Source organism: Actinoplanes sp. NPDC051851, assembly GCF_040681165.1.
Lineage (GTDB): Bacteria > Actinomycetota > Actinomycetes > Mycobacteriales > Micromonosporaceae > Actinoplanes.
On record NZ_JBFAYF010000047.1, the window covers coordinates 49,735 to 67,914 of the forward strand.

Annotated in this window: 15 protein-coding genes; 5 read left to right on the forward strand and 10 right to left on the reverse strand. The window is 73.3% G+C overall.

The genetic code is table 11. From position 1 onward, the window contains the following. Positions 1–96: 96 nt before the first annotated feature. Both xerD and ald read right to left on the reverse strand, forming a co-directional pair. Positions 97–996, reverse strand: coding sequence for a site-specific tyrosine recombinase XerD (xerD, locus tag AB0M08_RS34395; RefSeq protein ID WP_364502697.1), 900 nt, complete (start codon positions 994–996; stop codon positions 97–99). Continuing rightward, on the reverse strand, positions 993–2,108 hold the full coding sequence (ald, locus tag AB0M08_RS34400) for an alanine dehydrogenase (RefSeq protein WP_364502700.1): 1,116 nt from the start codon (positions 2,106–2,108) through the stop codon (positions 993–995). The genes xerD and ald overlap by 4 nt, the downstream gene beginning before the upstream one ends. Before the next feature lie 133 nt (positions 2,109–2,241). Between ald and AB0M08_RS34405 the strand changes: the two genes are divergently transcribed. From AB0M08_RS34405 to AB0M08_RS34415, 3 genes are all read left to right on the forward strand, one after another. Next, complete coding sequence (locus tag AB0M08_RS34405) at positions 2,242–3,438, forward strand: barstar family protein (RefSeq protein WP_364502613.1); 1,197 nt, start codon at positions 2,242–2,244, stop codon at positions 3,436–3,438. Between the two features lie 25 nt (positions 3,439–3,463). After that, positions 3,464–4,249 carry an SAM-dependent methyltransferase gene (locus AB0M08_RS34410; protein WP_364502616.1) on the forward strand — a complete coding sequence of 262 codons (786 nt, stop codon included), beginning with the start codon at positions 3,464–3,466 and terminating at the stop codon, positions 4,247–4,249. 465 nt (positions 4,250–4,714) lie between these two features. Beyond that, positions 4,715–5,350 carry a maleylpyruvate isomerase family mycothiol-dependent enzyme gene (locus tag AB0M08_RS34415; RefSeq protein WP_364502619.1) on the forward strand — a complete coding sequence of 212 codons (636 nt, stop codon included), beginning with the start codon at positions 4,715–4,717 and terminating at the stop codon, positions 5,348–5,350. Between the two features lie 45 nt (positions 5,351–5,395). Here AB0M08_RS34415 and AB0M08_RS34420 read toward each other — a convergent pair whose 3' ends face one another. Continuing rightward, positions 5,396–5,812 (reverse strand): VOC family protein, encoded by a 417-nt coding sequence (locus tag AB0M08_RS34420; protein ID WP_364502622.1) that lies wholly within the window; start codon positions 5,810–5,812, stop codon positions 5,396–5,398. Positions 5,813–5,859: 47 nt separating this feature from the next. On the opposite strand from AB0M08_RS34420, the gene AB0M08_RS34425 reads away from it, so the two are divergent. Next, positions 5,860–6,837, forward strand: coding sequence for an NAD(P)-dependent alcohol dehydrogenase (locus AB0M08_RS34425; protein WP_364502625.1), 978 nt, complete (start codon positions 5,860–5,862; stop codon positions 6,835–6,837). Positions 6,838–6,978: 141 nt separating this feature from the next. Here AB0M08_RS34425 and AB0M08_RS34430 read toward each other — a convergent pair whose 3' ends face one another. Continuing rightward, on the reverse strand, positions 6,979–8,238 hold the full coding sequence (locus tag AB0M08_RS34430) for an MFS transporter (protein ID WP_364502628.1): 1,260 nt from the start codon (positions 8,236–8,238) through the stop codon (positions 6,979–6,981). Positions 8,239–8,385: 147 nt separating this feature from the next. Here AB0M08_RS34430 and AB0M08_RS34435 point away from each other — a divergent pair, with 147 nt between their 5' ends. After that, a complete protein-coding gene (locus tag AB0M08_RS34435) occupies positions 8,386–9,747 on the forward strand; it encodes an alpha/beta hydrolase (RefSeq protein WP_364502631.1) in 1,362 nt (453 codons plus the stop codon). Positions 9,748–9,756: 9 nt separating this feature from the next. On the opposite strand, the gene AB0M08_RS34440 is transcribed toward AB0M08_RS34435, so the two are convergent. From AB0M08_RS34440 to AB0M08_RS34465, 6 genes are all read right to left on the reverse strand, one after another. Next, entirely contained in the window at positions 9,757–10,332 is a 576-nt protein-coding gene (locus AB0M08_RS34440) for an NUDIX hydrolase (RefSeq protein ID WP_364502634.1), read from the reverse strand. After that, positions 10,332–12,032 carry a CTP synthase gene (locus AB0M08_RS34445; RefSeq protein WP_364502637.1) on the reverse strand — a complete coding sequence of 567 codons (1,701 nt, stop codon included), beginning with the start codon at positions 12,030–12,032 and terminating at the stop codon, positions 10,332–10,334. The genes AB0M08_RS34440 and AB0M08_RS34445 overlap by 1 nt, the downstream gene beginning before the upstream one ends. Positions 12,033–12,155: 123 nt before the next feature. After that, positions 12,156–14,357, reverse strand: a complete 2,202-nt coding sequence (locus AB0M08_RS34450) for a hypothetical protein (protein ID WP_364502640.1) — start codon at positions 14,355–14,357, stop codon at positions 12,156–12,158. Continuing rightward, entirely contained in the window at positions 14,357–15,463 is a 1,107-nt protein-coding gene (locus AB0M08_RS34455; protein ID WP_364502642.1) for a glycosyltransferase family 4 protein, read from the reverse strand. Before AB0M08_RS34455 ends, AB0M08_RS34450 begins: the two co-directional genes overlap by 1 nt. A gap of 222 nt (positions 15,464–15,685) precedes the next feature. Further along, positions 15,686–17,263, reverse strand: coding sequence for a lipid II flippase MurJ (locus AB0M08_RS34460; RefSeq protein WP_364502645.1), 1,578 nt, complete (start codon positions 17,261–17,263; stop codon positions 15,686–15,688). 89 nt (positions 17,264–17,352) lie between these two features. After that, on the reverse strand, positions 17,353–18,180 hold the full coding sequence (locus tag AB0M08_RS34465) for a hypothetical protein (RefSeq protein WP_364502648.1): 828 nt from the start codon (positions 18,178–18,180) through the stop codon (positions 17,353–17,355).

Genomic DNA, 18,180 nt, shown 5'->3' on the forward strand with positions numbered 1-18,180 from the left:
GACCCGCAGCCGGAGCCCGATGCCCGACTGTACGCCACACGCGCCGCATCCCCGGGGTCACCCGTTCGGCGTGTCGCGCCTACGGATGCACAGTTCTCAACGAGCGCGCGGGTGAGCGGTCGCGTACACCTCCCGGAGGCGTTCGACGGTCACCAGGGTATACACCTGCGTCGTGGTGACCGAGGCGTGCCCGAGCAGTTCTTGCACCACCCGAACGTCCGCCCCGCCGTCCAACAGATGCGTGGCGTACGAGTGACGCAGGGTGTGCGGGCTCACGCTCGGCAGACCGGCCGTCGCGGCGCACTTCTGGAGCACGGTCCAGGCACTCTGCCGGGAGAGGCGACCGCCCCTCGCGTTCAGGAAGATCGCCGGGGTCCCCCGTCCGGATGACGCCAACTCGGGCCTCGCGCGTACCAGGTAGGCGTCGAGCGCGGCCCGCGCGTAACCGCCCACCGGGACCAGCCGGGTCCGCCCGCCCTTGCCCCGCAGGAGCGCGGCCGCGTCCACCTCGAGCTGGAGATCGTCGATGTCCGCGCCGACCGCCTCGGAGATCCGCGCCCCGGTCCCGTAGAGGAACTCCAGCAGCGCCCGGTCCCGCAGCCCCAGCGCGGTGTCCTCACCCGGCACCGCGAGCAGGCGGGTGACCTGGTCCACGTCGAGCGCCTTGGGCAGCCGCCGCGGCGGGCTCGGCGGGCGGACGGCGGCGGCCACGTCCTGCGCGACCAGGCGCTCCCGGGCGGCGAACCGGTGCAGGCCGCGGACCGCGCTGATCGCCCGCGCCGCCGAGGAGGAGGCCAGGCCTCCGTCGCGCAGCGCCGCGAGATGCCCGGTGACGTGCGCCGCCCGGACCTCGGCCAGATCGCCGACGCCCGCCTCGGCCAGGTGACCGGCGTACCGGTCCAGATCGCGCCGGTAGGAGGCGAGGGTGTTGCCGGACAGGCCGCGCTCCACCCCGAGATGATCCAGGTACGCCGTTATCGCCCGGTCGAGACTCAGCTCAGGACCTCCGTCAGGGGTATCGGCCGCAGCCCGTGCGCCTCCGCCACCGGGCCGTAGACGACGCGCCCGTCGTAGGTGTTCAACCCGGCCGCGAGCGCCCGATCGGCCCGCAGCGCGTCACGCCAGCCGCGGTTGGCCAGTTCCAGAGCGTACGGCAGGGTGACGTTGGTGAGCGCGTAGGTGCTGGTGTGCGGCACCGCCCCGGGCATGTTCGCGACGCAGTAGAACATCGAGCCGTGCACCCGGTACGTCGGATCGTCGTGCGTGGTCGCCCGGGACGCCTCGAAGCAGCCGCCCTGGTCGATCGAGATGTCCACCAGCACGCTGCCCGGCTTCATCCGGGACACCACCTCGTTCGAGATCAGCGTGGGCGCCTTCGCCCCGGGCACCAGCACCGCGCCGATCACCAGGTCGGCGTCGAGGACGGCGCGCTCGATCTCGTACGCGTTCGACGCGACGGTCTGCAGGTGCCCGCGGTAGTCCGCGTCCGCCGCCCGCAGCCGGGAGACGTTCTTGTCGAGCAGCAGCACCTCGGACTGCATGCCGAGCGCGATGGTGGCCGCGTTCATCCCGGAGACCCCGGCGCCGATCACCACCACCTTGGCCGCGTAGACGCCCGGCACCCCGCCCATCAGCACGCCGCGCCCGCCGCCCTGCCGCATCAGGTGGTACGCGCCCACCTGCGGCGCCAGCCGGCCGGCCACCTCGGACATCGGCGCCAGCAGCGGCAGGGAGCGGTCCGGGAGCTCGACCGTCTCGTACGCGATCCCGGTGACCCGGCGCTCCAGCATCGCGTCCAGGCACTCCCGGGACGCGGCGAGGTGCAGGTAGGTGAAGAGCACGTGCCCGGCCCGCATCCGGTGGTACTCGCTGGCGACCGGTTCCTTCACCTTGAGGATCAGATCGGCCGCGTCCCACACCGCGTCGGCCCCGGAGAGAACCGTCGCTCCGGCAGCCTTGTAGTCACCGTCCGTGATCGATGAACCGAGTCCGGCACCCGCCTGCACGAAGACCTCGTGCCCCGCGCGGGCGAATTCGAAGACACCCGAGGGCGTGATCGCGACCCGGAACTCGTTGTTCTTCACCTCGCTGGGAATGCCGACCTTCACGAGCGGCACCTGTCCTCTCTCCGCGTGCGCGACCTGTGACCCTCTGCGCCGGACACTACCCCTGAGCAGGGTGAATTCACGCCTCATGCACCGGGATCCCTCAACGAGGACGCGAACGGTACGGTTCCTTGCAATGACCGGCCTTCCCTGGCTGCTGGTGGACCAGCACGCCGACGACGACACCGTGGTGGCCGCGTGCACGGACATCGACGGACTGTTCGCCGACCGGCCCGAGCCGCCAGCCGAGCGTTACACACTGCTCGCATGCCTGCCCTCGGGACGCCTCCGCGCGGCCATCGACGGGTTCGGCCCGCCGTGGCTCGGCAACATCGGGCTGGAGGCGATCCACCCCTCCGACTCGGCACACCCCCCGGAGTGCTGGGAGTGCGTCGAGGAGCTGCTCGACCTGGTGGTGACCGACGCACAGCCCGCGGCCGCCGGCCAGGGCCTGCTCGACATCACCCTGGAGGGACGGCTCCGCACCGATCTGCCCCGGTTCACCCGGCGCAGCACCGCCACCGCACCCGACGCCGAGGGCTACCTGCTGGCCGGGATCACCGGTGAGGGCGAGGAGAAGTTCGGCTTCTGCCAGGACGTCTCCGGGGTCTTCCACGCCCGTCCGGTACCCCCGCCGCGCCCGGCCACCCTGGTCGGCTGCCGCCCCGGCGCCCGCCTGCAGCGGGCCATCGACGCGCTCGGCTCCCGCAACCGCCGCATGATCAGCGCGTCGATCTTCAGCGTCGGCGCCGACGGCAGCGCCACCCATGTGCTCGACGCCGGCTTCGGCGCCGAGGTCTCCGCGGTCACCCCGTCCCCGCTCGGCGAGGGCCTGGTCGACGTCACCTTCGAGCCCAAGTACGGCGACGTGATCGGCGGCCCCCGCCCGGCCCGCGCCCGCGAGGTCTGGGAGGTGTGGCAGGCCGGGCGCCCCACCGAGCTCAACCGCTGGTCCGGGTACGACGCCCTGCTGCGCCACGAGTGGGCCGGCGCCGCGCTCGCCCACCACCAGCAGCGCCCCGACCGCCCCGGCGGCACCGAGTTCCACCTCGACGGCAGCCACGTCACCGACGAGGACGGCTTCTACTGCGCGATCGGCGAGGCGATCAACGGTCCCGGCGGCTACTTCGGCTGGAACCCCGGCGCCCTGCACGACTGCGCGCTCGGCGGCTGGGGCGCCGCCCCCGGCTTCCGCCTGATCTGGCACGACGCCGCGGTGGCCCGCCGGCATCTGATCCCCGGTTACGACCGGCGGCTCTGGGCTCCCGCGATCACCATGGACCACGTGCTGGCCTGGCTCGCCGATTCGGGTGTCCACGTCGAACTGCGGTGATCAAGATCGGCTATCGTTGCCGACCATGCCGGTTGATCTCAACACCGCCGTCCCGCACTCGGCCCGTATCTACGACTACCTGTTGGGCGGCAAGGACAACTTCGAGGCCGACCGGCAGGCCGCCGCAGCGATCGTCAAGGCGTCCCCCAGCCTGCCGATCTCGATGCGCGCCAACCGTGACTACCTGGCCCGCATCGCCCACTTCATGGCCGCTGACCTGGGCATCCGCCAGTTCCTGGACATCGGCACCGGCCTGCCCACCTCCCCCAACCTGCACGAGGTCGTCCAGCGCGTCGACCCGGCGTCCCGCGTCGTCTATGTGGACAACGACCCGATCGTGCTGGTCCACGCCCGCGCCCTGCTGACCTCCACCCCGCAGGGCTCGACCGCGTACCTCGACGCCGACCTCCTCGACGTCGACAAGATCATGGCCGCCCCCGAGGTCCAGTCCCTCGATCTCAGCCGCCCGATCGGCATCAGCCTGCTCGCCATCCTCCAGTTCGTCCCCGACGAGGCCCGCGCCCACGCGATCCTCGACACCCTGATGGCCCCGCTCGCCCCCGGCAGCGCCCTCGCCATCTCCACGGTCACCGCCCACAACGAGCAGGCCGTCCAGGCCGCCGCCACCTACACGGCCCGTGGCATCCCGGCCAAGCCCCGCACCGACGACGAGGTCACCGGCCTCTTCCGCGGCCTGGACCTGGTCACCCCCGGCGTCCAACTGGTCCACCGGTGGCGTCCTTCCCCCTCCGCTCCCGCGGTGGACGACGAGCACGTCCAGATGTCCGGCGGCGTCGCCATCAAGCGCTGACCCGCCCCCTTTCCCCTCTCTTTCCCCCTTCTTTTTCCGCCCTTTCACTGTACGCCCGTCAGCCCGCGCCCCGCCCTCATCAACCCTGCTCAGAGGGGCACCAACTCGGCACAATGAACTGATCGAGTGTGCGCGCAGCCCTTATGGGGTCCGTTGGCACACGAGATTTTCTTTGGGTTTCTCTACCGCCCCGAAATAGGCCGATCGCGCATTCCCACAACCCCTCCGAGATCGATCGCGTGCACTCGCCGCCCCGCCATTCCCGATCGAGTGCACCCGCTGCCCCGCCATTCCCGATCGAGCGCGCCCACCGCCCCGGCGCAGCACCGCGAGCACCGCGAGCACCGCGAGCACCGCCTCACATACGGCGGATGCCGACCATCCCGCCAGGCGTCGCGGATCAGGATGCTGGGGAATTTGGCGGCGAAACGTGATCGAGCGGATTCGCACGGTAACTTGTCCACCGTGGACCTCTTGTCGATGATCGCCGATGAGCGCCGCCGTGTGGCCGAGCTGGTGGAGTCGCTCAAGCCCAGCGAACTGATCGCGCAGAGCCTGTGCGCGGAGTGGACCGTGCACGAGGTCGCCGCGCACCTGGTCACGCCGTTCGGGATCGGGTCACGCCGGCTGCTGCCGATCCTGGCACGCACCCGGTTCAAGCCGCACCGCGCCTCCGCCCTGCTCGCCCGCGAACTCGCCGCGGAGCGCAGCGCCGACGAACTGGCCCTGGATCTCCGGGAGCACGCGCAGAACCCCTACGCCCCGCCGGGCGCGGGCCTGTTCGGGCAGCTCGTCGACGTCCAGGTGCACGGCCAGGACATCCGCCGTCCCCTCGGCCTGGAACACGGCCTGAGACCGGAGCGGATCCGGCCGGCCCTGGAGTTCCTGGCCAGCCCCCGGGCGCGGGGCGCGTTCGTACCGAAGGGCCTCTTCGACGGCCTGCGCTTCGTCGCCACCGACACGGCGTGGGAGGCCGGCCAGGGCCTCTCGGTCCGCGGCCCGGGCGAGGCCCTGATGCTGGCCCTGACCGGCCGCCCCATCCCCCTCGACGAGCTCGACGGCGGCGGCGTGGCGACTCTCCGCGCCCGCATCACCCCCTGAGCGAAGCGCCCCCCTGAGCGAAGCGCCCCCCAGCGCCCGGCGTGCCTAGGCCTGCACGAGGACGCAGAACGTGTGGCCGGCCGGATCGGCGTACACCCGGAGCGGCTCCTCCGGGTCGTCGGTCCGGTCGAAGCGCAGCGTCGCACCCAGGCTCAGCGCCCGCTCGTGCTGCTCCTCCAGTTCGGCCACCGACGACACCGCGGTGTCCAGGTGCATCTGCTGCGGCACGGCGGGGTCCGGCCAGGTGGTCGGCGTCAGCCGGGGCTCCTGCTGGAACGCCAGCCGGAACCCGCCGTCGCCGACCAGCACCACCCAGTCCCGGCCCCTCTCATCGTCCTCCCCCGGCGCCGGCGGTTCATCGCCGGGCCGATACGCCAGCCCGAACATCTGCCGATAGAACTCGGCCAGCCCGCGCGCGTCCGGTGTGTCCAGCACCACCGAGCGCAACCTCGGAACACCCATCAAGCCCTCCTGAGAAGCGGTTGCGGAGCGTACATACCGTCGGTGCCATGAGAGCGATCGTGCAGGACACCTACGGTGACGCCGACGTGCTCGTGCTCCGGGACGTCGACCGTCCCGCACCCGCGCCCGGTGAGGCGCTGGTGCGAGTGGTGGCGGCCGGAGTCGATCCGGGCGTCTGGCACATGATGACCGGTAAGCCCTACCTGATGCGCGCCGCCACCGGGCTGCGCCGCCCCCGGGTCCGGATCCGCGGGCGTGACCTGGCCGGCGTGGTCGAGGCGGTCGGCGCGGGCGTGGCTCGCCTCCGCCCCGGCGACGAGGTCTACGGGACCTGCTCCGGCGGTTCGTTCGCCGAGTACGCGACCGCCCCCGCCGCCCGCCTCGCCCCGAAGCCCGCGAACCTCTCGTTCGAGCAGGCCGCCGCGGTCCCGGTCTCCGGCACGACCGCACTCCAGGCGGTCCGTGACGGCGCCGGGGTCCGGGCCGGACAGCGGGTCCTGATCATCGGCGCGGGCGGCGGCATCGGCACGTACGCCGTCCAGATCGCCGCCGCGACCGGCGCCGAGGTGACCGGCGTGTGCAGCGGCGCCAAGGCCGGCCTGGTCCGCTCGCTCGGCGCGGGTGACGTCATCGACTACACCACCGAGGAGGTCGACGCCCGCGGCCCGGTCTTCGACGCGATCATCGATGTCGCCGGCAGCCGGCCGGTCTCCCTGCTGCGCCGGGCGCTCGCCGCACGCGGCACGCTCGTGGTGATCGGCGGCGAGGACCGGGGCACCGCGTTCCTGGGCGGCATCAGCCGGCCGTGGATCGCCGCGCCGCTCGCCTCGCTCGTGAGTGGGAAGCGGCTGCGCGGCCTGCTCGCGAAGGAGAACAGCGCCGATCTCGAGGCCCTGACCGAGCTGATCGAGTCCGGCACGCTGCGCCCGGCGGTGCAGCGCACCTTCCCGCTCTCCGGCGCGCCGGAGGCCGTCCGCCTGATCGGTTCCGGTCACACCACCGGCAAGCTCGTCGTCACCATCTGACCCGGACCGTGACCCGGGACGCGGGAAACGGGACGGCGCGGCCTCACCACGTCGGCATACCGTGCACCGTGATCGATGTCGTACCCGCTCAGCCCGCCGTCGGGGACCCGTCGCCGCGCCGGGCCCGCCCGGGAGGAGCACCTACCCGCCGAGGCTAGCGTAGGACTCGGCGCCGTTGCGGGGCGTGCGCTCGATCCAGGAGAGCACCGGGCCGACCGCCGGCACGCACGCCGCGAAGATCCCGGCGATCACCCACCAGCCCCAGCCGCCGGTCTGGATCGCCAGGAACGTGAGTCCCGCCGGTCCGGCCAGCCGGGTGACGCCCTGCACCGACCGGTCCAGGCCGATGTAGATCCCGCGCTGGCCGGCCGGCGGCATCTCGGTCTGCACCAGCCATTGGGCCGCCGAGATCCACAGCTCGGTGCCGGTGAAGAGGGTGACCGCGAGCGCGAGCAGCACGATCGTGGCCCAGCCGTGGACCATCCCGGTGGCCGCCGCGAGCGGGCAGGCGAGTGCCGCGGCCGCCGCGGCCCAGCGGGTCAGCCGCCGCGCGCCCACCAGGGTGTCCGCGCCGCGGGTGGCCCGGACCTGCAGCGCGACCGCGAGGACGGTGTTCAGCGCGATCAGGCCGCCGAGCACCGGCTTGGGCACGTCGGTGTGGGTGATCGCCCAGAGCGGCAGCACGTCACCCCAGAGGATCGCGTGCAGCCAGAGCACCCCGAAGACCACCGAGCCCGCCGTGTACGGCGCGTCCCGCAGCACCCCCCACGGGCTGGGCCGGGGCCCGGACGGCGCCGCGGCGCTCTCCTGCGCCGGCGGCATCCGGCTCACCAGCACCGCGTTGACCAGCACCGCCACCGCCGCGGTGTAGACCAGCGCGAGCATCCCGGCCCGCGAGTCGAGGGCCAGTGCCGCGGCGCCCAGTCCGGCGCCCAGGGTCCACCCCACGTTCAGGTACGCCCGGCTGAAGGCCATCACCCGGACCCGGTTCTCCGGCGGCACCACGGCTGCGGTGTAGACCGCGCGCCCGCTCGTCGCCAGCGTCTCGGACGCGATCTGCACGCACATCAGGACCAGGAACGCCCACATCCCCCCGGCGAACGGGTACGACGCGAACGCCATCGCGCGGATGGCCGCACCCACGGTCCAGGCCCGCTGCCCGCCCATCCGGTCGGCGAGGTGGCCGAGCGGCATCGACCCGACCAGCGCGACCAGCCCGCCCGCCGACAGTCCGATACCGATCTGCACGGCGGACAGTCCGACGTAGAACGTGAAGAAGACCACGCTGCCGGTCAGGAACGTTCCGGTCCCGACGGCGTACAGCGCGTTCTGCCCGGCCAGCGTGCGCGCGATCCCCGGCGGGGGCAGTATCCTGCGGACGGCATCCCTTACGGCGATCATCGATGACCATCGGATCATGCGTTATTGACGAATAGCAATATCTAGGCTGTCCGGGAAATGTCACCCTCTAGGGGCGAAACCGGATGTGCGCCCGCAGCCCCGGCACCACGATGAATCGGTCCACGTCACTGAACCGAGGAGTCCGTGATGCGCCTGATCGCCATAGTCGCGGGACTGTCCCTGAGCGTCGCGCCGGCCGTGCCCGCCTCGCCGGGCCTGGACTGGGGAGAGTGCTCCAGCCCGGCCACCGGGGTGAGCTGCGCGACGCTCACCCTGCCGGTGGACTGGGACGATCCACGTCAGGGCACCTTCGGGCTGGCGGTCGCCAAACGGGAGGCCCGGGTGCCCGCGGAGCGGGTCGGCACGCTGGTCTTCGGGCCGGGCGGTCCGGGCGACTCCGGGGTCAGCCGGGTGCTGACCGGCAGCAGCCGGTTCAGCGCGGAGATCCTCGACCGGTTCGACATCGTCGGCTTCGACCCGCGGACGGTCGGGCACAGCGCCGCCCCGGACTGCGAGCCGGACGCGGGACGACCGCCGGTGATCCTGCGCAGCCAGGACGAGTTCGACGCGGCGATCGCGGCGAACCGGGCGTACTGGCAGCGCTGCCGGGAGAGCAGTGCGCTCTTCGACCACGCCGACAGCGTCAGTGCCGCGCGGGACCTGGACGCGCTGCGCCGGGCGCTCGGCGAGGAGCGGCTGACCTTCCACGGGAGCTCGTACGGCACCCTGCTGGGCGAGATGTACGCCGAACGGTACCCGGGTCACGTCCGGGCGATCGTGCTGGAGAGCGTCTTCGACCATGACCTGCCGCTGACCGATTTCGTGCGTACCGAGGCGGCCGGGCTGCAGGACTCGTTCGACGAGTTCGTCTCCTGGTGCGACAGCACGGACTGTCTCGGCGAGGACGCCGACGTGCCCGCGATCTGGGCGGACGTGCTGGCCCGCGCCGAGACGGGCGAGTACGCCCCGAACACCGTCTTCGAGATCGCCACCCTGCCGCTGGGCTACCTGTCGTCGCCCTCCTGGACCGGACTCGCCGACCAGATCGCGGCGCTGCGCCGGGGCGAGGTGCCCGATCCGCCGGACCTCTCGGTCGCCGAGGGGATCCTCTGCGCCGACTTCCCCGCCCCGGTCCGTGACTACCGCGACTACCGGCGGCTGCTCGACGCCGCGCGGAGCGTGGCGCCCGACGTGCGGTACGGCGCCGGGATGCTCGCCGTCGCCACCTGCCTGGGCTGGCCGCGGCCGCTCGCGAACCCGCCGCACCGGCTGCGGGTCTCCACCGCGACGCCGTTGCTGCTGCTCAACGCGGTGCACGACCCGCGGACGCCGTATGCCTGGGCCACCCACGTCGCCGCCGAACTCGGCCCCGGCGGCCGGCTCGTCACCTATGCGGGGTGGGGCCACGGCTCGTACCGGGAAACGTCCTGCACCATCGCGGCGGTGGACCGCTACCTGGTGGATCTCACGGTTCCGCCGCCGGGCACCACGTGCCCGGCGGCGGAGTGAAGGCCCTGATCAGACCGGCAGAGTCGCCCAGCCGGTGTCCCGAGCGCGGGCCGCGGCCAGCACACCGGCCACCGCGGCGGCGTTGGTGATCTCGCCGCGGAACACCATCGCGACCGCCTCGTCGAGGTCGACCCGGGTGATCTCCAGGTCGGCCTCCTCGGCGGTGCGCCGGTGCCGCTCGGCGTCCGCCACCGGGGTGAGGTCCCGGGCCAGGTAGACCAGCACGTGCTCGTTGGTGAACCCGGGCGAGGTGTGCAGCTCGACCAGCCGGTCCATCCGGCCGGCGGTGAGGTCGGCCTCCTCGGCCAGCTCACGGGCCGCGGTCAGCGCCGGGTCCTCGCCGTCGACGTCGCGCAGGCCGGCCGGCAGCTCCCAGAGCCGGGCGTGCACCGGGTGCCGGTACTGGTGGATCAGCACCACCCGGTCCAGCTCGTCGAGCGCCACCACGACCACCGCGCCGAGGTTCTCCACCACGTCCCGGCGGGCGCTCACGCCGTCCGACATGCTGACCTCGTCGGTGTAGACCGAGAAGATCGCGCCGTGGTAGCGCTCGGCGCGGGACAGGGTCTCGTGCTCGAAGCCCATCAGGACGCCTCGACCGCCTCGGCCGCGTCGCCGACCGGCAGCTCGTCCGCGGCCGCGTAGACCACGGCGGCCTGGATCAGGCCGTCGAAGAGCGGGTGCGGGCGGGTCGGGCGGCTCTTCAGCTCCGGGTGCGCCTGGGTGGCCACGAAGTACGGGTGGACCGCACGGTCCAGCTCGATGAACTCGACCAGGCGCCCGTCCGGCGAGGTGCCGGAGAAGACCAGGCCGGCCTGCGAGATCTTGTCCCGGTAGTCGTTGTTCACCTCGTAGCGGTGCCGGTGCCGCTCGGAGATCTCCGTCGCGCCATACACCTCGGCGACGATGGAGCCCTCCTTGAGCGTGGCCGGGTAGGCACCGAGGCGCATGGTGCCGCCCAGGTCGCCCTTGCCCGCCACGATCTCCTCCTGGTCGGCCATCGTGGAGATCACCGGGTAGGTCGCCGTCTCGTCGAACTCCAGCGAGTTCGCGCCGGTCAGCCCGGCCAGGTTGCGTGCCGCGTCGATGGTCATGCACTGCAGGCCGAGGCAGAGGCCGAGGATCGGGATGCCGTTCTCCCGGGCGTACCGGGAAGTGTTGACCTTGCCCTCGATGCCGCGGACGCCGAAGCCGCCGGGGATCACGATGCCGTCCACGCCCTTGAGCGCGGTCGCGGCGCCGGCCGGGGTCTCGCAGCTGTCGCTCGCCACCCAGCGGATCTTGATCTTCACGGTGTTGCCGAACCCGGCCGCGCGGATCGCCTCGGTGACCGAGAGGTACGCGTCCGGCAGGTCCACGTACTTGCCGACCAGCGCGATCGTGATGGTGCGCTTCGGGTGGTGCACCCGCTCCAGCAGGTCGTTCCAGGTCTTCCAGTTGACGTCCCGGAAAGAAAGACCAAGGCGCCTTACGACGTACGCGTCCAGGCCGCCGTCGTGCAGCACCTTCGGGATGTCGTAGATGCTCGGCGCGTCCGGGCAGCCGATGACGGCCTCGACGTCGACGTCGCAGTAGAGCGCCAGCTTCTCCTTCATCTTCGCCGGGATCTCCCGGTCGCTGCGGCAGATCAGCGCGTCCGGCTGGATACCGATGTTGCGCAGCGCGGCCACCGAGTGCTGGGTCGGCTTGGTCTTCAGCTCACCCGACGGAGCGAGGTACGGCACCAGCGAGACGTGCAGGTAGAAGACCCGGTCCCGGCCGACCTCGTGGCGGACCTGGCGGATCGCCTCGAGGAACGGCAGCGACTCCATGTCGCCGACCGTGCCGCCGACCTCGGTGATGACCACGTCCGGGACGAGGCCGTTCTCGTCCGGGTCGGCCATCGCGAAGATCCGGCTCTTGATCTCGTTGGTGATGTGCGGGATCACCTGGACGGTGTCGCCGAGGTACTCGCCGCGCCGCTCCCGCGCGATGACCGCGGAGTAGACCTGGCCGGTCGTCACGTTCGCCTTGCCGGAGAGGGCCCGGTCGAGGAAGCGCTCGTAGTGACCGACGTCCAGGTCGGTCTCCGCGCCGTCCTCGGTGACGAAGACCTCACCGTGCTGGAACGGGTTCATCGTTCCCGGGTCGACGTTCAGGTAGGGGTCCAGCTTCTGCATCACGACCCGGAGACCGCGAGCGGTGAGCAGATTGCCGAGGCTGGAGGCGGTGAGGCCCTTGCCCAGCGAGGAGGCGACGCCCCCGGTGACGAAGATGTGCCGCGTGTCGCGCACTGATGAGGCCAAGGCCCGCTCCCGTGGTCGCCGTCTTTACCGATCGTGCGGACCGGGACGCGAGCGCCCCATCCACGGGAGTTCACCGTAACACTCATTGCCGGGGCCGCCACGTTCGGGCTGGTGGGCTGCGTGTCAGCCGGTCCGTTCGGTTACCGTCCGTTGATCGGAGTCGGATTTACGGAGCAGCGGACCGCCCGGGCCGTCGGTCTCCCCTGGTGGCGGGGTCCGGTCCGCGGCGTGCAGCAGCACCCGCAGCACGGTGAGCACGGCCAGCGGGACGACCGCCGCGGCCGCCGCGCCGGCGACCCCGAGAGCGGTGCCGCCGAGCACCCCGGCGACCAGGGTGGCCGCCGTCGTGCCGCCCAGCGCGGCCCGGACCGCCGGGTAGAGGCCGAACACCCGGTTCAGGCCGCCCCAGGGCGAGAACTGGCAGAAGACCAGCATCAGCGCGCCGAAGAGGGCGAGCAGGGTGAGCGGGCTGTCGAAGAGCGCCTGGCCGTTCGCCGCGGCGGCCCGGGACATCGCGGGGCCGGCCGTACCGTTGCCGAGCGCGGAGAGGAACCGGCCCAGCGTGCCCTGCTCCGGCGAATCCCGGTGCAGGTCCAGGACGGCGAAGCCGACGGTGACCGCGAGACCGGCCAGCGCCGACCAGGCGAACCGGGCGAAGGTGAGCCAGCCGCCCTTGCTGATCGCGGCGGTCACGCAGACCCCGGCGGTCACCGCGATCGCACCCACCGGGTCGGCCCCCAGGTACGGGCTGCCCACCATGACCACGCCGACCCCGCCGAAGAACACCACGACCAGCGGGCGCCACGGCCGGGCCACCCGCTGCGCCAGGCAGCCGGCGGTCATCAGCAGACCGGCGACGAAGACGCCCAGCCCGACGCTGCCCAGGCCGGCGTACCGGACACCGTGCGTGGCGGAGTAGCCGGCCACGCCGTTGAGCTGCAGCCGGGCACCGGTCGACAGGTCTATCGCGATCACCAGTGCGCCGATCGCGGCGGCGGTGCCGAGCGGCCAGAGCGTACGGCCGTAGCGCGGCGAGAGCCGGACCAGCAGCGTGCCGAGCACCATCACCAGGAAGGTCGCGGTGCCGAACGTCCAGGCCGGGTGCCCGCTGCTCCACCAGGGCACCGCGTCGGCGATCAGCGCCGCCGGGATGGCCAGGCCCGCGGCGATCAGCGCGGCCTCCACCAGGGCGACCAGCCGTCGTGGCGGGAGCGGTGGCGCGGCCGGGCCGGCGTGCCGCCGGGCCCGGATCAGCACCGGGACGACCAGGACGAAGAGCAGCAGCTGGACGATGGCGAGCACGGTGAAGAAGATCCCGGCGACGCCGCGCTGGGCGATCGCCCGCCGGTCCGCGTCGTTGCCGCCCTGCATCGCCGCCGCCACGTCCGCGGGACGGCCGGCCGCGACGCTGGCCGCGTACCCGGCGAAGAGCTTCTCCGGTGAGCTCTTGCCGAGCGCGGTGAGCACCGTGGGCGCCAGGTCGACCAGCTGCAGGTAGCCGTCCCGGCCGGTGCCGGCCGAGGTCAGCCAGCCGCCCTCCCAGCCGTCGCCCTCGGCGATCGCCACGTGCAGTCGGGACGTGCTGTCGGTGTCCGCGACCCCGGCGATCAGCATCAGCGAGCGCTCCGGGCGAGCGGCCAGCACCCGGGCGAGCAGCGCGTCGGCGGCCGCCACCTGGGCCTGCCGGGCGGCGCCGGTGCCCGAGACGGTGCCCAGGTCGACGAAGCTGAGCACGCAGTCGGAGAGCAGCTTGGTGGGGTCGGCGGGGAGTGTGGCGGCGTACTGGTCGACCCGGCCGAACGGGCGGGCGGCGGCGATCGCGGCGTTCGGGCCGACCGCCACCGTGCAGCGGACCGACTCGGCGAGCGCGCCGGGCGTGGTGCCGTACGGCAGCCGGTCCTGGTTGGTGCGGACCACCGTGCTCTGGTCGGCCACGTTCGCGCCGATCGCGTCCGGCTGGGTCAGCGCGGGCGTGGTGGACGTGCACCGCCCGGTGACCTCGGCGGTGTCCCAGGCCGCGTAGTTGCCCGCGCCCAGGGTCAGCCAGCCGTCCGAGGGACAGGTCACGGCGTGCGCGGAGCGTACGGTCAGCCAGCCGACCGAACCCTTCGTCGCCTCCTGCCACAGCGCCGGGGTGCGCTCCGGGTCCAGGTCCTCCCAGCGCAGCCCGGCCGCGGCGGCCACCACCACGTAGTCGGCCTGACCGCGCTCGACCGCGCCGTCCGGCCGGATCGAGAGCCCCAGCACGCTGGCCACCACGACCAGGACCACCAGGACGTACGGCGTGAGGCCGCCGGGTTTCCGGGCCGTCTTCGCACCGAACATCAGGTCGTTACCTCGGCGTACCCGGCCCGGACGTCGTCGACCACGGCCCGCTCGTCCGGCCAGCTCGCCGCCTGCACCGGGCCGCGGGCCGCGTAGTCGGCGCGCATCTGCGGGTCCGCGAGCAGTTCGCGGACCGCGTTGTCCAGCGCGTCCAGGTCGCGCGGCGGGATCAGCAGCGCGGCGTCACCGACCAGCCCGGGCAGCCCGCCGACCGCCGTGGTCACCAGCGGCACCCCGGCGCGCAGCGCCTCCTGGGCGAAGAGCTGCCGGGCCTCCCAGTCACTGGTCACCACCGCGACGTCGGCGCCGAGCAGCAGATCGGGGACGTCGGTACGGTGCCCGAGCAGGTGGAACGGGGCGTGCTCCCGGGACGCGCGCTGGGCCAGCGGCATGTAGCTCGGTCCGGAGCCGGCCACCACGACCACCGGGGCCGGGTTCAGGTCGCGCCACCGGGCGGCCGCGTCGACCAGCAGGTCGTAGTGCTTCTGCGGGTGCAGCCGGCCGACCGAGAGGATCAGCGGGGTGTCCCCCTTGAGGCGGAACTCGGCGCGGACCGCCTGGCGGGTGCGCTTCGGCGGCGTGGTCTGCGGGCTGGCGACCGGGCCCAGCCGGGCGTTGCGGGCACCGACCGCGACGGCGCGGGCCACCAGGTCCTCCGAGGCGCCCAGGGTGAGGTCGGCGTTGCGCGCCACGATCCGCTCGACGAGCGCACCGGCCTGGCCCCGCAGACCCTTGGCCAGGACGACGTTGTGCCAGGTCGTCACGGTGGGCACGCCGGTACGCGCGAGCGACACCACGAAGGCGGCCCGCAGCCCGTGCGCGTGGATCACGTCGGCGTCCCGTCCGGCGATGGCCCGGCGCAGCACCCGGATCGCCCCGGAGTCCTGCGGCCCGGGGCTCGCGGGTATCTCCACCGGCGCGAAGTCGACGCCGTCGGCGGCGCTGAACCCGAAGCGCTCGTCGGTCGCGGCCGGGCCGCAGACCAGCACCCGGCTCCCGGACGCGGCCAGCCCCCGGGCCAGCGAGGCGACGTGCTCCCCGGTGCCGCCGGTCGCCGACCCCAGCACCAGCACGACCGAACCGCGCCACCCGTCGTCGCTGCTCACGAGCGGTCCACCCCTCTCTGGACGGGCTGCACCCGCCCTCCCCAACAGTCGGTCACACCCTAGGCCAGGCCGTCCTGCCCTCGGCCGGCGCTCACGGGTCCCTGATCATGCTTGAGACACCCCGGAACACCAGCCAGCCTGCTGCCGCGTCCGGTCCTGGCCGGCACCCTGGGGTGCCTCACGGCCGTCGAGGCACTCGCCGGCGCCAGCCGGGAGAGCGAGTCATCGGCGCAGCCTCCGGGAGAGCGTGGCGGCCAGCGGCGCCATGTCCCGCCGGTCCAGCGCGAACGCGACCGCCGCGAAGACCGCCGCGACCACCGCTCCGCCCAGAATGCCCTGTATCAGGCTGCCCAGTGCGCCCGGGGTCGGCCAGAACGCCGCACCCAGGCCGGCCACCGTGCCCCACCCGGCGAGAGCCGCGAGGCCCGCCGCCAGCACCGCCACCGCGCCCGCGCGGGTCAGCCCGGCGAGCGCGGCGGGCCCGGCCACGCGGCGCACCGACCGGATCAACAGGGCGGCCAGCACGGTCATGCCGATCGCGTTCGCCAGGCCCAGCCCGAACATCTGCCGGTCATCGCCGAGGTGTACCAGGACCAGCGCGGCGACCGCGGCGATCGCCCAGCCGACCGCGGTGGCCAGGGCGGCGGCGGCCGTCGCACCCCGGGCGTAGAGCGCCCGGGAGAGCAGGGCGAACAGCGCGTATCCGAAGAGTCCGGGCGCGAACCCCACGATGCCGGGTGCCGCCGGTGCCGCGCCGATCAGGTAGGCGGCCGGTCCGGCGAGCGCCGCGAGGGCGCCGGCGCCGAGTCCGGCCATCAGGATCACGGTACGGGCGGTCCCGGCCAGCGCCGCCCCGAAGCCCTCCTCGTCGCCCTGCCCCGCGGAGGCGGACAACCGTGGATAGACCGCCGTGGCGAGCGGCACCGCCAGCACCGCCCAGGGCAGCAGGAAAACGGTCTGCGCGGTACTGAAGACGGTGAGCCCGTCACTCGCGGTCAGCGCGAGCACCACGACGTTCATCACCTGCTGGGAGCCGACCGTGACCGCGCCCGCCCATCCGAGCCGGACCGCCTGCCGCCCCTCACCGCCGGGGAACCGGAAACCGGGCCGCAGCCGCAGGCCCAGCCGCCGGAGCGGGATCACCAGGCAGAGTGACAGAACCACGACACCGAGCGTGGTGCCCACCGAGAGGGTGAGCTCGCCGGTGTGGGTGAGCCCCGCGACGTCGGTCCGGGCACCGTCGACCACGGCGTAGGTGAGATACGCGGCCATCACGGTCACGCTGGAGAGCAGCGGGGCGATCACCGGCCAGGCGAAACGGTGGTGCGCCTGCAGGACGCCGGTGAGCACGATGCCGACACCGTAGAGCGGCAGCTGGGGCGCGAAGATCCGGAGCATGCTCGCGGCGATCTCGCGGTGCTCGGGTGGCAGGTCGGGCAGCAGCCCGGTGATCGGCCCGGCGAGGAGCGCGACCAGGATCGCGACCGGGACGAGCAGGGCGAGCACCCAGGTGAGCAGCGCGGAGGCGACCGCGTTCACCCGCTCCCGGTCCCCGGCGGCGACCGCGGCGGCGAGCAGCGGGACCACCAGGCTGGCCAGCGCACCGCCGGCGACCAGCTCGAACACGATGTTCGGGATGTAGTTGGCGGCGTTGTAGGTGTCCGCGAGGCCGGCGTGGCCGACCGTGTGCAGGAAGACGAACGTGCGGCCGAACCCGGCGATCCGGGCGAGCACCGTCAGCACGGTGATCAGCGCGGCGGCGCCCGCGATCCGGGTGACGGTCGCCGTGGCGGGGGGCATGGGTGGACTGTCCGCTTTTTGAGCCGGGCGTCCGGCCGGATCGGGCGTACCGGAAGAAGAAAAGCCGCCGGCAGAATGATCAGAAGTAGTCACGCTGGGCGGCGGCCGAGTTCGTCGAGGCGGCGCAGCCACGGGGTGTCGTGGATGACCTTGGTGAAGCTGACCTTCTCGGAGGCGGCGGTGAGCGACGCGAGCGCGGCCAGGGCGGCCAGACGGCCCGCGGTGCCGGTACGCGCCGTGAAGGCGACCCCGAGCAGCGCGCCGAGAGCGTTCGCCCCGGAGTCGCCGAGCATGATCTCCTCGTCCAGGTCCGCCGGGAGCAGGGCGGTGCTCGCGCCCAGCGTTCCCGCGGCCAGCGCGCCGCCGCGACCGATCGCGAGCGGGGCGCCGAGGAGCGTGCCGGCCTTGATCGCGCGGCCCGGGCGCAGGTCGAGCAGGTTGAGCAGGTTGGCCGTGCCGGCGATGACGCCCGCGCCGAGCAGCACGTCGACGCCCCGGCCGAACCCGCTCCGGCGACGGCTGCCGATCAGCGCGGAGGCCACCAGACCGGCCGCGCCGACCCCACCGATCTTGACGAGCCCGCTGGTCACCCGCCCCTCACGGAGTGCGCCGAGGTGGCCGGCGAACCCCTTCGCGGACTTCTGCTCGGGACGGTTGCCGACGATGTCGTCGTAGAGGCCGACCGCGCCGCCGACCACGCCCGCGGTGACCACCGCGGCCTTGAGCCGGGTCGTCGCCGCGCCGGAGGCGGCGCCCGCGGTCGCGCCCAGGGCGAGGGCCGGGCCGCCCGCGAGGGTCACCTCACGACCGTGGAAGTTGGTCCGGCGCAGCGCGGCCGACTTCGGATCGCGCTGCACCCAGGCGAGGGCCGCCCGTGCCGTCGACGCACCGATCCCGAACGAGCGGAAGACTCCCAT

Excerpts from the sequence above, each read along its gene's own strand:
- AB0M08_RS34405 (WP_364502613.1), top strand. The coding sequence starts at position 2,242 with ATGACCGGCCTTCCCTGGCTGCTGGTGGACCAGCACGCCGACGACGAC.
- AB0M08_RS34410 (WP_364502616.1), top strand. The coding sequence starts at position 3,464 with ATGCCGGTTGATCTCAACACCGCCGTCCCGCACTCGGCCCGTATCTAC.
- AB0M08_RS34420 (WP_364502622.1), bottom strand. The coding sequence starts at position 5,812 with ATGGGTGTTCCGAGGTTGCGCTCGGTGGTGCTGGACACACCGGACGCG.
- AB0M08_RS34425 (WP_364502625.1), top strand. The coding sequence starts at position 5,860 with ATGAGAGCGATCGTGCAGGACACCTACGGTGACGCCGACGTGCTCGTG.
- AB0M08_RS34430 (WP_364502628.1), bottom strand. The coding sequence starts at position 8,238 with ATGATCGCCGTAAGGGATGCCGTCCGCAGGATACTGCCCCCGCCGGGG.
- AB0M08_RS34435 (WP_364502631.1), top strand. The coding sequence starts at position 8,386 with ATGCGCCTGATCGCCATAGTCGCGGGACTGTCCCTGAGCGTCGCGCCG.
- AB0M08_RS34440 (WP_364502634.1), bottom strand. The coding sequence starts at position 10,332 with ATGGGCTTCGAGCACGAGACCCTGTCCCGCGCCGAGCGCTACCACGGC.
- AB0M08_RS34450 (WP_364502640.1), bottom strand. The coding sequence starts at position 14,357 with ATGTTCGGTGCGAAGACGGCCCGGAAACCCGGCGGCCTCACGCCGTAC.
- AB0M08_RS34460 (WP_364502645.1), bottom strand. The coding sequence starts at position 17,263 with ATGCCCCCCGCCACGGCGACCGTCACCCGGATCGCGGGCGCCGCCGCG.
- AB0M08_RS34465 (WP_364502648.1), bottom strand. The coding sequence starts at position 18,180 with ATGGGAGTCTTCCGCTCGTTCGGGATCGGTGCGTCGACGGCACGGGCG.